The organism is Leuconostoc sp. DB-1, from assembly GCF_013414845.1.
GTDB classification, from domain to species: Bacteria; Bacillota; Bacilli; order Lactobacillales; family Lactobacillaceae; genus Leuconostoc; species Leuconostoc mesenteroides.
In genome coordinates, this window is the sequence record NZ_JABFNJ010000001.1 from 1,795,644 (window position 1) to 1,810,000 (window position 14,357).

Genomic DNA, 14,357 nt, shown 5'->3' on the forward strand with positions numbered 1-14,357 from the left:
ACAGGACGTTAGTAGCCTGTTGGTTTATTTTTTTATAAAAGATAGAACAATTGAAAACTTGGTAGAAAACAAATAGTATAACAACTAATTTTCATAATGTTATAATACATTAAAATTAAGGAGTAGTGATTATGAGCATATACGATTATTTTGCAACCTTAGAAAACGGAGAAACTTATTCACTTAATAAGCTAGCCAATCATCCAGTAGTGATTGTTAATACTGCTACGAAGTGCGGCTATGCACCACAATTTGGTGAGTTAGAAAAATTATATAAGAAGTATAAAGATAAGGGACTAGTAATTTTAGGCTTTCCATCTAATCAATTCAAACAAGAGTTAGAAACCGCATCACAAGCAGCCCAAGCATGTCAACTTACTTATGGTGTAACTTTTCCAATGCATCAACTAGTTGCCGTGAATGGTAAAAACACAGATCCTTTGTTTAAATATTTGAAAGAGAATTCAAAAGGAATGCTGGGTAGTAGCACAATCAAATGGAATTTTACAAAGTTTTTAGTGGATAAGGAGGGAAACGTCGTAAAACGCTATGCCCCAAAAACAGAACCCAAGGATCTTGAAGAAGATATTGAAGATGTTTTATGAATGTCACGCATTCCGGTAAAAACCTTAAGTACGTATTGTTGGTGTCTTAAACTGGATCAAATGGTGTTGGAATTTACGTGTCACCGGTAACAGTGTACCATCTGTTAATTCAATTATTTTTTCTGACTTTAAGTATTGCTTGATAAAGTCACGATTAATACAAAATGATGCATGAATCTGTATGAAGTTTTCATGGCTTGAAGCAATAGTTTTGATTGTATTTCGAATTTTGCTTACACCATTCTTTGTGAAAACATTGATATAATGTGTACCCTTATTACTGGAGACATAAGAAAGATGGTTGAGGTCGAATTGGACGAGGTGTGCACCATTGCGTATAGTAATCAGGTTAGGAGATTTTTTATCGTATCGTTTAAGTACTTGATCAGCTGTGTAAATAGCCGACTTGAGTTGTTGTGCGAACGCAGACTCAGGTTGTGATTTGTCAATAAAGTCCAATGCACTGATGTGATGTTGAAATGTGTGCCATGATAATTCACAATGAGTTGTGACAATAATAATCGGTGAAATAATATCATTCTTGCGAATTAGTTGCGCAGTTTGAAGACCTGCATAAATGACGTCTTTAATTTCAAGATCCAATAAAATAATCTTCGGGGTTTTATCTTTTAGCACTGCAGATAATAAATTGGCAGGCGAAGTGAACGTGTGAATATGTTGTATATACTGTTTAATACGCTTTTGTTGTGTAATGTCGTCTTCTAGCAGATAAATCATTGTGAAGTTCTCCGATAGTAAGCGTCTGCGTAAAATTCCGATTCATCAAAGTAGCATGCATCGAAATCGTAGGCATCCGCGCCATGTACTGTTCTACAAAGGTTAATCCAATACCAGAGTGACCCGGTTTCGTTGAGAAACCATTTTTGTTCATGTTTGAAAGGGCCACATTCTGATTAATGGTATTTGTAATACTGACAATATGATAATCGTTATCTGACAAAATAGATAAAATGACCTTCCTTTCGATGCTGTTTATGGCTCCCTCAATGGCATTATCAAGCAAAATACCAATAGTTCGATAAAGATCTAGCGTCACAGTCATATTGAACTTTTCTGCAATATCGACTTTAAAAAATAGACCACTATCAATAGCATATTGATTTTTGACAACGAGTAAACTACGTAGGTTTAAATCGGTGATCAATTGAAGATTTAAAGTTGGTGAAAGAGGTAAAGCACTAGTACTTTCTGATAAGAAAGAATGATAGACTACTTCTATTTCACATAAATTTTTGGTATCAATCGCTAGAGCTAAACTGGCAAGTATATTTTTATAGTCATGTTGAAAATGTCTGTAGGACGAACAAATTTGCTCCAGTTTCGTAACATATGTCTGTGTGGCGCGACTTTCATATTCGTGTTGTGTGCGTAATTGCTGAAAATACCTGCAGAGAGGGTAGATCATGATAATTAGTAAAAAAATAAGTGTTAATTCAACTAACCAGATAGAATCTAAGAACATATTGATAGGTATCGTAATTGATAAATTCAGAGTAGGGTTCATTTTGAAAGTCTTTCGTTTGTATAATAATAGAGGATTATGTAAATAAATTACAAATACTTTGCTAATCGTATAATACGAAATAAATTTTCGAAAAGCTTATTTTGAATTCATAGCATTGTCGGTTTAATTGCTAATTAATCCATGAGTTTTAAAATTGGATATAATTAGGGTGAGAATTATATTTTCTTAATTCGGAAAGGAATTTGTGACAGCATATGTGAGCATTCTGCTGACTGTTTCCATGTGTTAGGTCATTATTTATAGAATGATTTTTTTCTTAAATGCAACTATGCAACCACAGAAATCAGGAATTGAGCATGCGCAATTAAAACGCGCCGATCTTTTTCGAGCACACGGAGAACAGTTTAAAATTGTGCTTCGCGAATGGGATCCTCTTTTGCATGAAAACATGAAAGCAACCAGCTTACAATCCTTCGAGGTGATTAACATGTTTGATTATTTTCAAGAAGCAACCGAGGTATTTGATCAGACGATAACAGTTAATGATCTGGATTTTGGTGTGGCTAACACGCATAGAGTTGAAGAGATTAAAAAAAATCGTTATCTTATTTACGATATAAATCAACAGCTTATTGCTCGTGTTAATTATCGGACTGATCAAAAGCAAGTAGCCTCTACTGAGTTATTTGATGGTTTTGGTAATTTATATTGTGTTAATATGTATGATTCTCGAGGCTTTGTTTCTCTATCTCAATGGTACACACCTGATAATAAAATTGGTTCCGAAACATGGCAAAGTCCCGAAGGGAGAACGGTTTTAGAAGCATTTAACAAAATTAATAGTGATGGATCTGTTGAAAAAGTTTGTTGGCGGTTGATGAGTAGGGTAGGCGAAATCCATATTTTTGATACACTTGAGCAAGTAACCTTGCACTTTTTAAATTTGCTTAATGATGAGTACTGGTCAAAAAATGAACCAAATATTTTTATATTAGATCGTGCACATTTAGCTCAAACTGTATTGCGTTATTTGGATAAACCATCGTACAATGTACTTTTTTTGCATAATTCTCATGCTAGTGACGCGAGTCATCCTGAAAAGGGCATATTAAATAATAATTATGAGTATAGTTTGTTTAATATTAACGTCTATGATGCTGTGGTTAGCGCTACGGAAAGGCAAACAAATGATATTCGCAGTCGATTCAAACCAATCACGAAACTATTTACAATTCCAGTTGGCGTTATACCAATGAAACAGTTACAACAGCAACGTGTGCCTATGGCAGAGCGAACATTTGGTAAAGTCGTGGCATTGGCACGTAAAGCACCAGAAAAACAACTTGACCAATTAGTAAAAGCGGTTGCGTATGCGCGCCAGCAAGTGCCACAAATAACGCTTGATTTATATGGGTACAAGGATCCAACCAATAATTTTCTTGCTGAACGTTTGATTGAGTCAGCCATTAGAGAAAATAATTTAGAAAACATTGTGACATTGCATGATTATACTAATCAGGTTGCATTGGTCGAACAAGACGCGCAAGTTTTTGGTGTTACTTCAAGTATGGAAGGGTTTAATTTATCGCTGATGGAAGCGTTGGCACAGGGAGACATTGGGGTAACTTACGATGTCAACTATGGTCCAAATGCAATTATTAATGAGGGAAAAAATGGTTACATCGTGCCTCTAAATGATTACAAATCTATGGGTGAAGCGTTAATTCACATCTTCAAAGAGCCACGTCTCATGCAACAACTCAGCGACACATCCTATGAAATGTCTTATCGATATAGTTCTGACACGGTGTGGGCACAATGGTGTTTACTTTTGGTCGATGCAAAAAAATGTGGCCAGTCAAACAAGCTAATTATTTTCATATGACGATTAATGATCTAAAGGGTGCGGATGAGGAGAGTGAATCATGAATTATTTCATTTCGGAGAATGCATTTGAATTTAACTCCGGTACTGAATTTTCTCAGGCTGCTCGCACATCGATGTATAATTCATTTGGCAATTTAACGTTATTTGTTACACGGAATTATACACCAGTATTCCATCGGACAATTAAAACCCTTGGGTTAAATGACCATCAAGTTTTGAATATGTATGATTTTTTCCAAGAGGCGACGCGGGTTAGCCGAGTCAAACAAAATTTACGCGAATCTGTCACAATTCCTAAAAAAAGATACGTCATTGAAAGTCCTAATCCCGACCAATCATTGATCCTAAATGAGGGACGCACTGTTGCTAAGGTAAATGTCATGCCGGCGACAGTTGCGCTAATGGGTAATGTTGAATACTTTGATCGCTTTGATCATATTGTTGCACGTGACGAATGGGACTATCGTGGTTTTAAGTCGTCAACCGCTTATTTTCATCCAAATGGTGAAGTTAGTCTGCAAAAATTCTATACTCCTGTTGGGAAAGTTGTTTTAGAGATCACACATATGAATGTCCAAGGGCATTTGATGCCAACGATGTATAAGTTGATTAATTATTGTGGTGCAAATTACCGGTTTAATACAGAAAATGAATTATTTACCTTTTTTATGAACGAGCAACTGAAACAAAATCCTGGGACTATAATTTTAGAAAGAGCTAGTATGTTGAATACCATACCGGGAATAAAAAGTACAAAAGGAAAATATTTTTATTTGCATAGTTCACATACAAATTTGAAGGGACAATTGTTGACAACATTAGTTGAATTGATGCGCGGGGCACTAGATTTTACCGGTATTATTGTGTCCACGAAACAACAACAGCAAGATATGCAGCCATTAACAACGCTACCCGTGTTGGCTGCACCAGACACGATTGTCAAAGAAAATAAAACAAATTTATTGGCCAATTGTAAATCACATAAAATTTTAGTATTGGGCCGAATTGCTAAAGAAAAACAACCACAAGATGCGCTGTATATCCTAAAAAGCGTGCAAGCTAGTGTAGCAGATGCGACGCTAGAATTTCGGGGGTACAGTACTGATCGGCAGCTATTAAATGAGTTAGATTTATTAATTGAACAACTAGGGTTAAAAAATACTGTTACATTTGGTAACTATGTTGTTGGTAAAATGTTGGATGATGTAATAGAAGGAGCGCAAGTATTGCTATCAACCGTACCAACTGAAGGGAACGGTATGCAAAATATTGAAGCGATGTCGCATGGACTTCCTGTAATCGCGTATAATGTTAATTATGGACCAAATACATACATGTCAAATGAACAACTTGTACCAATTGGTAATTATGATCAGGCTGCAAACAGAATAGTTTCGCTATTTCAAGATGATAAGCAATGGCAAGAGGCTAGCATATTAGCGTCCCAACAAGCACAATTATTTACCAAAGATAGTGTTTATAAGCAGTGGCAAGATTTGAACTTGCAATGAGTTAAATATGATTTAGTCTAAAATCAGGAGAATTGATCTCCGTACATATGAGGTACTTTCGATGAGAATTCACATTATGCCAAACTGGAGCGAACTTGGCGTAGAGATACCACAATTTAATGACAGCATCCATCAAGCACAATTATTTTTAGAACAAGGACAAGAAGTTGCCTTCATCTTGTGTGATTATCTACCCAAATTGCGTGGTATATTGTCAAACAAAAATATTGATAAAGCTACCGTTTGGTCAGCGTTTGATGTATTACAACATATTGACTTGTCAGCGCCACGACCTGTGGCATTAAATGACTTTACTTGGCCGGATTATGCAGAGTTTATGACGTTGACCGATCGAATTCTAGTCAACGTTTCTGGCCAGCACTACGCGACAATTTGGAGTAATCAATTATCATTTGACCATATTGACTTGTTTGCTGACGATATGATGACACAACAATTAATCATTGATGATCGAGGATTTGTATCAAAAGTTATCGTATTTGATGAGGGTAATCAAGTTCGAACAGACTACTTGACCCCTAGTGGTGATATTGCGTTGCAAGAGGATGAACTGACTGGTCTTGTAACAACGCAACAGTTGTGGACAGAGCAGACACAATTTTCTAATATGACGGTATTGATTCATGAACTCGTAAGTTATTACTTGAATAAAATACCCGATGATGAAAATATAATTATTTCTCCAAGCGTAACTACTGGTGAAATACTTGAGGATATTGCTATCAAACAACCAATAATTGTCAGCGTACAAAATAATTTTGTTGAAGTAGGCAAGGAATTGGGAAAAATTAGCGATTTTATTGTTACGGACAATGAGCGGCATCAACAACAAGTAATAGCATTTGATGGTGAAACAAAGGAAGTTGCTATCGTTCCACCATACGCAACAGATATGGTGGAAAACGAACATCTCCAGAGTCCACTGGTAAGTCTATTTATTTCAGCACATAATTTATCTGTTGCACAACAAACGATAGTTATTGCTGCATTAATTAATATTATTAATGAATATGACACGACGACAGTTGTATTTGAAACTTCTGATAAAACTTCAGCAATGCAAAAACAAATTCATGAAGCGAGTTTAAAAGCTAAAAATGAGCATGGCTTGGTAGATCAGGACAGTCAAATGGCCTTTAAATCACGTTTTCATTTCTTGGAGACTCAAAATGAAGAACAACTTGTGCGTTATATGAAACACACGCAAATCCTAATTGATTTGGATAATGAACCAAATCAATTCTTACAAACCGTGGCAATTAATTTTTCTATACCACAAATTAACAGCACGGAAACAGTCTACCTTGAGCCTGATAAAAATGGTAAAGTATTGGCAGACTTTGCAGAGTTAGACAAAGCAATAAGTTTCTTTTTGGATAATAAAAAGCATTTTGAAATAGCACAAGAAGTATCCGCAGACATACAAGCGGAATATACTAGTGAAATGCTATGGATTAAATGGCAGCAAGTATTCAACAAAATCAAAAGTAAGATGAATAACTAAATAATTTGATGCAATGACAGGTGAAAAATGACAATATCAATTTTACAAATTGGCGCAGAAAACTGGGCACCATATATTACTGATAAGCTCGATTGGCACCATACATCAGTACTGGACCTACCTACTTTTTTAGCCATGCAAAGGGATCCGTACGTATTAGAACAAACCTATGTGTTGCTCACAGATGATCATCTTGAAAGCACGCTGCTATCCAGTCAAATTAATGAATGGCCTGCATTACGAGTGGTTTACTTTGCTCATGAAGTAGCGTCTGATTTTCAAAAAATTCTTGATGAGCGACGCGCTTTTCGTATTGAAGAAAATACACCAGAAAATGTTGAAAAAAGAATAGTTACTGATATGGATACCAGCCAATATGGTTTTTCGACACGCTTTAGCGCCGAACAATTTATTCCTTATGTGCCTGAAGGAATTCATTTGCAACGACAAGGAGATTTTTCAACGCAATTTGAAGGTGAATTTGGAGAAAATTGGCAACAATTAGGAACACTAAAGGCTGGTACAAGCGATTTTCAAAGTGGTCGAGCAAACGAGGTATGGTTGGAATACAATCATACAGAGAAAGCCGAACCGGCCTTGCTATTTGTGTTCTATAAAAATGGTGAAGTATTGACTCAACAGTTGATAGCTGATCAATCATTGCGCCAATTGACAACTGTAGCGCCCCTGAAGATTACGAAAATTATGAAATCTTGGTTTTGGGTAAAGGTCAGGGAACCCTTGATTTTTACGTCATTCACCAAAGAGCCTCTCGACATGGGTTGGGACATTTGCTACCAGGTGGAACGTGGCAGCTTACCAAAGAAAATGAAGAAGTGTTAAGTTACTTTAATCCCGGAGATCGTCAAAAACCACTGATTGTCAGTTTTGCGGATACGAGGCTTCATGTTGATGGGTTTGAAATGCAAGAAGCGTTAAATCGTCTAGGAACACCATATTTATTGTTTACAGATGCGCGTGTACAGGGTGGCGCATTTGATATTGGAACAGCAGAATATGAAGCGACCATCATTAGAATAATTAAGCAAAAAATGAAAACATTAGGACTACGTGCCGAAGATCTTATTTTGATGGGTGCTTCTATGGGTAGTTACCCTGCTTTGTACTACGCTGCTGATCTTAACCCCGCTGCTGTTGTCATTGCAAAACCAATTGTTAATTTGGGCACATTCACTGCTGGATCAACTATTTCACGTGGCTTTGATTATGGTTGGCGTTTAGATGTACGACGTTATTTGAGTGGCTATGTTAGGCCTGATGATAACGTAGCCATGAATGAAAAGTTATGGGAACACATTGAGAATACGAACTGGACAAATATCAAAGTGGCTTTATTTTCGATGTCTCAAGATGAATATGATGGTCAGAGCTTAGGTCAATTATTAGATTTCTTTGCCAAGCATAATGTCCCAGTAAAGCATGAAAGTGAAGAAGGGCAACATACGGAGAAACTTGATGAAATGGTTGACTTCATGATGACTAATTTAAATGTATTACAAAACACTATGCGAGCGGAGGGTGAATAATGCAATATCAAATTTATTGGACACCCAATACTGAACTGCTGGGACTTCAAGGGGCAACAGTTGACTTCAGGTCGTTGAATGAAGTGTATTATGAAAATTATTTTTTACCAAGTGGAGAGGTTGTTGCGAGATGGCATTCTACATACAACAGAATGAGTGGTCAACCGGTGGTGAAGGCAGACTTGCCCCAGCTGTCACACGGTGAGACATATGTGATAGAGCGTCATATTGATGCCAGTGACCGGATGTTTGCCTATTTGGTGGTGACTTTTTTTGATCAGCAATACCAGCCAATTGCTACTTTCAGTGAAAATACTGAAAGACTGTTGATCAATACACCAGATGAATATGCTTTCTATGTTATTGATTTAGTTTCTGCAGGAAGCGGACATTTTACATTTCATAATTTCGATATTCGCATAAAAAGGGCTGGTATTTTGCGAGAAGACGACCAAGAAATAGCGCCACAATTATATAATTATTTGCACCAGCCAGAGAAAGTGACGAGTAAAGTATTACGGGTTATTTTTTCAGAGCCAGAAGAAGCGGTAACTGACTATGTCACGAAAAAAATAAAAACAACGCAACAAGCCGTATTATTTGTTGCAAGTGGCACACTAAAAGCAGGTTATTATCGTCAGTTAGAACTAATATCAGCCATTAAAACTGCACGAAAACAGGCTAAGGCGCACAGTCTTGAGTTTGTTGGTTATGGACCAATATCTAGTTACGCTGCCCTCTATTATCAGCAACAAATTAAAAAGAGCGTGGCCATAATTAGCGAAGATATTTTATTGTCCCCTGGAAAGTCAGAATGGACAATTGAACGTAGCGTTGATGGCGTCAGCTATCTTACTAGTTCGATAATGCCCAACACTCAACTTGATCTAATCATTTCACATCCAAAATATGAGCGATTAGAAACACTGACATATGAGACGCCAACGCCTGAAGAATATGAGCAGCAATTGTTGTATGAGGCAGCACATCCAAAACCTGGCGCATTCTCTAAGCTTTTTGGTCAAAAAAACAAATGATAAGTTATTTATAACCAACAAAAAAGAGCCAAACATTTACTTGTTTAGCTCTTTTTCTGTTGGTTTTTTAAGGTAACAGTAGCTATACTCGTTAATTGGTTAGTAATATTTTCTGTAATTTTAACATGCCATACTTGAAGTGAATGACCAATATTAACTGGGGTTGCAGTGGCAATCAAAATTCCTTTGCTTACTGGTTTTAAATGGTGTGTTTGGATATCGACACCAACAGGAAATTGATTATCAGATAAAGCTTCTTTTGCACCTAATGAAGCTGCTGTTTCAGCTAATAAGGCGTTAATACCACCATGAACAATGCCATAAGGTTGCATAATTTTATCAGTGACAGCTAACTCAACAACTGTTTTATCAGCAGACAATATGGTGGTTTTTAATTCTAAAAGTTCTATAATATTCATAATAACTAATTTCCTTTCTGAATGGAGTATAACAAATGACAACTTGGAGCGCTATTAAGAAGTACGACGAGATTCTTTTTGAAAAAAATAGTGATGGCAAAAATCCTGGAAAAATTGCTAAAATTACGATGAATGACGTCGCAACACACAATGCTTTTACACCGGGGATGGTATCTGAAATGATAGATGCTTTTACAATTGCACGAGATAACGCTCAAATTGGTGTGATTATTTTAACTGGTGCTGGAGATAAAGCTTTCTCCTCAGGTGGGAACCAAAAAGTACGTGGTAATGGTGGGTATGTTGGTTCTGATGGCATTCCTCGTTTAAATGTTTTGGACTTGCAACGACTAATGCGTATTATTCCTAAGCCGATTATTGCTATGGTCAAGGGTTGGTCTGTTGGCGGTGGAAACGTATTGCAATTGGTTGCTGATCTGACTGTTGCTGCTGACAATGCTAAATTTGGTCAAACAGGACCAATGGTAGGCTCGTTTGATGCTGGATATGGTTCAGGCTATTTAGCTCGAGTAATAGGGCATAAGCGTGCCAAAGAGGTATGGTTCTTGAATCATTTCTATACCGCTGAGGAAGCCTATCAAATGAATTGGATTAATAAAGTGGTCCCATTAAATGAAGTAGAAGACGCCACAATTGAATGGGCTGATGAACTATTAACTAAGTCGCCAACTGCTCTCCGCTTCATTAAAGCGGCGATGAATGCCGATACAGATGGACTTGCAGGCTTACAGCAATTTGCTGGGGATGCCACTATGCTGTACTATACATCAGACGAGGCTAAAGAAGGTCGTGATTCATTCAAAGAAAAGCGCGATCCTGATTTTGATCAATTCCCAAAGTTCCCATAAATAACGGAGGTTTAACACGATGACCTTAAAAATTGCGATTGCACAAATTGATATAGCACTGGGGAAACCAGCCATTAATGAGCAAACAGTAATCGAGTATGCTCAGAAGGCTGCAGCAGTCGAGGCTGATATTTTAGTTTATCCTGAAATGTGGAATACGGGGTATGATCTCCTTAATTTGGAGACCGTAGCGGATCCTCAAGGACAAAGAAGCGTTAATTTGTTGCGTGATCTCGCTAAAAAATATCATCTCAACATTGTTGGTGGTTCTGTGGCAACAGCCCAAGCAGAGAACAAATTTTACAACACGATGTTTGTTTTCAATGACAAAGGCGAACAAGTTAGTGAATACAATAAGTTACATTTATTTGGACTAATGAATGAAGAGAAATTCATGTCAGCGGGCAATAAAACAAATCTTTTTAATTTGGCGGATGTACCATCTGCCGGTGCCATTTGCTATGATATTCGCTTTCCAGAGTGGTTACGTACCATGATGAGTCAAGGGCCACAAGAAATTTTGTATATCGTTGCCGAATGGCCAATTCAACGAATAAAACAATGGCAACTTTTGCTGCAAGCACGAGCTATTGAAAATCAAACATTTGTGGTCGCTGCGAATCGTGTAGGTCGAGATAACGACAATACATTTGGTGGTCGTTCATTAATTATTGACCCACTAGGAAATATTGTCCAACAAGCAAGCGATGACAAAGTGGAATTATTAGTAGCAGAAATTAATATTAATGATGAAAAAGCTATTCGAGGAGAAATCCCAGTGTTTAGCGATCGTCGTCCAGAACTTTACAGATAAGGTGAATAACGTATGCATTTTGAAGAATCCGACTTACTTAAAACACTACCTAAACAATTTTTTGCAACACTTGTTGCCAAAGTGAATGCGAAAATTGCTGCCGGCAAAGATGTGATTAATTTGGGGCAAGGGAACCCTGATCAACCTACCCCTGAGTATATTGTTAAATCTTTACAAGCGGCTGCAGAAAATCCGGCTGATCACAAATATTCATTATTTCGCGGTGAAGAACGTTTTAAGAAAGCCATTGCAGAATTTTATGCTGATGAGTATGGCGTGTCAATCGACCCAGAAACAGAAGTAGCTATATTAGCCGGCTCGAAAATTGGTTTGGTTGAGCTGCCGTGGGCATTAATGAATCCTGGGGAAACATTATTATTACCAGATCCTGGGTACCCTGATTATTTATCTGCCGCAGCATTGGGGCGCGTAAATTATGAAGCAGTACCTTTAAAGCAAGAAAATAATTTTTTGGTTGATTATGAAGCGATTCCAAACTCAGTAGCTGAAGCAGCTAAGTTTTTATATTTAAACTATCCTAACAATCCAACTGGCGCAATTGCAACTTCAGAATTTTACCAACAAACTGTTCGTTTTGCAGAAGAAAATCAGGTTGGTATTGTATCTGATTTTGCCTATGGGGCAATCGGCTATGATGGCCATAAGCCACTATCATTTCTACAAACAGAAAATTCAAAAAGTGTTGGAATTGAAACGTATACTTTCTCAAAAACGTTCAATATGGCGGGGTGGCGAGTAGGATTTGCTGTTGGAAATGCAGAGATGATTGAAGCGCTTAATCTAATTCAAGATCATTTATTCGTTTCATTATTCCCAGCGGTTCAAGATGCAGCAATTGAGGCCTTAACAAATAGAGCAGCGCGTGAAAAAGCTGTTACAGATCTGACCAATCTATATCAACGTCGTCGTGATGTATTTATTAATGCAGTTCGAGAATTTGGTTGGGAACCTTACGTTCCGCAGGGAGCCTTTTATGTGTTGATGCCTGTACCTAAAGGCTATACGTCGAGTGAGTTTGCAGATTTACTATTAGAAGAGGCTGATGTTGCTGTAGCTGATGCATCTGGATTTGGTAAGGGTGGGCAAGGTTATATACGTGTCGGATTAACAATTGGTGAAGAACGTTTAGCTGAAGCTGCAAAACGAATTAGTAAGTTACCTATATTTTCAAAGTAAGCTGGAGACAGCTTATTTTTTTATTTTCATAAAAAACGAACGTTATTGACTTGTTACTGGAAATAAACAATACAGATACGATTAATAGTTTGCGAAATAAGAAAAAGGACAAGTAAAAAAACAAGTAAAAAAAGTAGTTGACGAGGGGGAATAAAGTTGGTATATTAGTATATGTTCCGACGGAGCGAAGCGACGCAAAGCGTTGCGAGGCAAGGGGGAGCGAGAGCGTAAGAGCAGTGAGGTCGACGAAAACTTCTTAAAAGAAGTAGTTGACAAAGCGAAATGAGCGTGGTAAGATAATATAGTTGTCTCAGCGACAACGAGTAGCACATTGAAAACTGAACAAAACTTTGAACAAACGAATCTGTAGCTGTTACGTAAAGTAACAAAAACAAATTTGCGAAGTCAATTCGTAACAAACAATAAACGGATTACGTTATAGAGATATAGCGAAATATAGTCAGTTTAATCGAAGAGCAATCTTCAAATTTTCAAATTGAGAGTTTGATCCTGGCTCAGGATGAACGCTGGCGGCGTGCCTAATACATGCAAGTCGAACGCACAGCGAAAGGTGCTTGCACCTTTCAAGTGAGTGGCGAACGGGTGAGTAACACGTGGACAACCTGCCTCAAGGCTGGGGATAACATTTGGAAACAGATGCTAATACCGAATAAAACTTAGTGTCGCATGACACAAAGTTAAAAGGCGCTTCGGCGTCACCTAGAGATGGATCCGCGGTGCATTAGTTAGTTGGTGGGGTAAAGGCCTACCAAGACAATGATGCATAGCCGAGTTGAGAGACTGATCGGCCACATTGGGACTGAGACACGGCCCAAACTCCTACGGGAGGCTGCAGTAGGGAATCTTCCACAATGGGCGAAAGCCTGATGGAGCAACGCCGCGTGTGTGATGAAGGCTTTCGGGTCGTAAAGCACTGTTGTATGGGAAGAACAGCTAGAATAGGAAATGATTTTAGTTTGACGGTACCATACCAGAAAGGGACGGCTAAATACGTGCCAGCAGCCGCGGTAATACGTATGTCCCGAGCGTTATCCGGATTTATTGGGCGTAAAGCGAGCGCAGACGGTTTATTAAGTCTGATGTGAAAGCCCGGAGCTCAACTCCGGAATGGCATTGGAAACTGGTTAACTTGAGTGCGGTAGAGGTAAGTGGAACTCCATGTGTAGCGGTGGAATGCGTAGATATATGGAAGAACACCAGTGGCGAAGGCGGCTTACTGGACTGCAACTGACGTTGAGGCTCGAAAGTGTGGGTAGCAAACAGGATTAGATACCCTGGTAGTCCACACCGTAAACGATGAACACTAGGTGTTAGGAGGTTTCCGCCTCTTAGTGCCGAAGCTAACGCATTAAGTGTTCCGCCTGGGGAGTACGACCGCAAGGTTGAAACTCAAAGGAATTGACGGGGACCCGCACAAGCGGTGGAGCATGTGGTTTAAT

Annotated in this window: 10 protein-coding genes, 1 rRNA gene and 2 pseudogenes (1 of these 13 only partly in view); 10 read left to right on the plus strand and 3 right to left on the minus strand. The window is 38.1% G+C overall.

What is annotated here, in order from left to right:
* The first annotated feature begins 131 nt into the window (after nt 1–131).
* Nucleotides 132–605, plus strand: a complete 474-nt coding sequence (locus HFP47_RS08825) for a glutathione peroxidase (protein WP_002816095.1) — start codon at nt 132–134, stop codon at nt 603–605.
* 24 nt (nt 606–629) lie between these two features.
* Here the strand turns inward: HFP47_RS08825 and HFP47_RS08830 are convergent, their stop codons facing one another.
* Both HFP47_RS08830 and HFP47_RS08835 read right to left on the minus strand, forming a co-directional pair.
* A complete protein-coding gene (locus tag HFP47_RS08830) occupies nt 630–1,343 on the minus strand; it encodes a LytTR family DNA-binding domain-containing protein (protein ID WP_014324119.1) in 714 nt (237 codons plus the stop codon).
* On the minus strand, nt 1,297–2,130 hold the full coding sequence (locus HFP47_RS08835) for a GHKL domain-containing protein (RefSeq protein WP_179876341.1): 834 nt from the start codon (nt 2,128–2,130) through the stop codon (nt 1,297–1,299). The genes HFP47_RS08830 and HFP47_RS08835 overlap by 47 nt, the downstream gene beginning before the upstream one ends.
* A gap of 265 nt (nt 2,131–2,395) precedes the next feature.
* Between HFP47_RS08835 and HFP47_RS08840 the strand changes: the two are divergent.
* The 5 genes and pseudogenes from HFP47_RS08840 (at nt 2,396) to asp3 (ending at nt 9,598) form a co-directional block, all read left to right on the plus strand.
* Nucleotides 2,396–4,020 (plus strand): annotated as a pseudogene (locus HFP47_RS08840) (glycosyltransferase).
* Nucleotides 4,017–5,489 (plus strand): glycosyltransferase, encoded by a 1,473-nt coding sequence (locus tag HFP47_RS08845; protein WP_179876343.1) that lies wholly within the window; start codon nt 4,017–4,019, stop codon nt 5,487–5,489. Before HFP47_RS08840 ends, HFP47_RS08845 begins: the two are co-directional and overlap by 4 nt.
* Nucleotides 5,490–5,550: 61 nt before the next feature.
* Nucleotides 5,551–7,014 (plus strand): accessory Sec system protein Asp1, encoded by a 1,464-nt coding sequence (asp1, locus tag HFP47_RS08850; protein WP_042251847.1) that lies wholly within the window; start codon nt 5,551–5,553, stop codon nt 7,012–7,014.
* A gap of 27 nt (nt 7,015–7,041) precedes the next feature.
* A pseudogene (gene asp2, locus HFP47_RS08855) lies at nt 7,042–8,561 on the plus strand (accessory Sec system protein Asp2).
* Entirely contained in the window at nt 8,561–9,598 is a 1,038-nt protein-coding gene (gene asp3 / locus HFP47_RS08860) for an accessory Sec system protein Asp3 (protein ID WP_042251843.1), read from the plus strand. The pseudogene asp2 and the gene asp3 overlap by 1 nt, the downstream one beginning before the upstream one ends.
* Before the next feature lie 44 nt (nt 9,599–9,642).
* On the opposite strand, the gene HFP47_RS08865 is transcribed toward asp3, so the two are convergent.
* Nucleotides 9,643–10,017, minus strand: coding sequence for a PaaI family thioesterase (locus HFP47_RS08865; RefSeq protein ID WP_011679032.1), 375 nt, complete (start codon nt 10,015–10,017; stop codon nt 9,643–9,645).
* A gap of 35 nt (nt 10,018–10,052) precedes the next feature.
* Between HFP47_RS08865 and menB the strand changes: the two genes are divergently transcribed.
* From menB to HFP47_RS08885, 4 genes are all read left to right on the plus strand, one after another.
* On the plus strand, nt 10,053–10,886 hold the full coding sequence (gene menB, locus HFP47_RS08870; RefSeq protein WP_036092883.1) for a 1,4-dihydroxy-2-naphthoyl-CoA synthase: 834 nt from the start codon (nt 10,053–10,055) through the stop codon (nt 10,884–10,886).
* 19 nt (nt 10,887–10,905) lie between these two features.
* A complete protein-coding gene (locus tag HFP47_RS08875; RefSeq protein WP_042251837.1) occupies nt 10,906–11,700 on the plus strand; it encodes a carbon-nitrogen family hydrolase in 795 nt (264 codons plus the stop codon).
* A 12-nt stretch (nt 11,701–11,712) separates the two neighbouring features.
* Nucleotides 11,713–12,897, plus strand: a complete 1,185-nt coding sequence (locus HFP47_RS08880) for a pyridoxal phosphate-dependent aminotransferase (RefSeq protein WP_025267636.1) — start codon at nt 11,713–11,715, stop codon at nt 12,895–12,897.
* Nucleotides 12,898–13,389: 492 nt separating this feature from the next.
* A 16S ribosomal RNA gene (locus tag HFP47_RS08885) occupies nt 13,390–14,357 on the plus strand (it continues 583 nt past the right edge of the window).

Excerpts from the sequence above, each read along its gene's own strand:
- HFP47_RS08825 (WP_002816095.1), top strand. The coding sequence starts at position 132 with ATGAGCATATACGATTATTTTGCAACCTTAGAAAACGGAGAAACTTAT.
- HFP47_RS08830 (WP_014324119.1), bottom strand. The coding sequence starts at position 1,343 with ATGATTTATCTGCTAGAAGACGACATTACACAACAAAAGCGTATTAAA.
- HFP47_RS08835 (WP_179876341.1), bottom strand. The coding sequence starts at position 2,130 with ATGAACCCTACTCTGAATTTATCAATTACGATACCTATCAATATGTTC.
- HFP47_RS08845 (WP_179876343.1), top strand. The coding sequence starts at position 4,017 with ATGAATTATTTCATTTCGGAGAATGCATTTGAATTTAACTCCGGTACT.
- asp1 (WP_042251847.1), top strand. The coding sequence starts at position 5,551 with ATGAGAATTCACATTATGCCAAACTGGAGCGAACTTGGCGTAGAGATA.
- asp3 (WP_042251843.1), top strand. The coding sequence starts at position 8,561 with ATGCAATATCAAATTTATTGGACACCCAATACTGAACTGCTGGGACTT.
- HFP47_RS08865 (WP_011679032.1), bottom strand. The coding sequence starts at position 10,017 with ATGAATATTATAGAACTTTTAGAATTAAAAACCACCATATTGTCTGCT.
- menB (WP_036092883.1), top strand. The coding sequence starts at position 10,053 with ATGACAACTTGGAGCGCTATTAAGAAGTACGACGAGATTCTTTTTGAA.
- HFP47_RS08875 (WP_042251837.1), top strand. The coding sequence starts at position 10,906 with ATGACCTTAAAAATTGCGATTGCACAAATTGATATAGCACTGGGGAAA.
- HFP47_RS08880 (WP_025267636.1), top strand. The coding sequence starts at position 11,713 with ATGCATTTTGAAGAATCCGACTTACTTAAAACACTACCTAAACAATTT.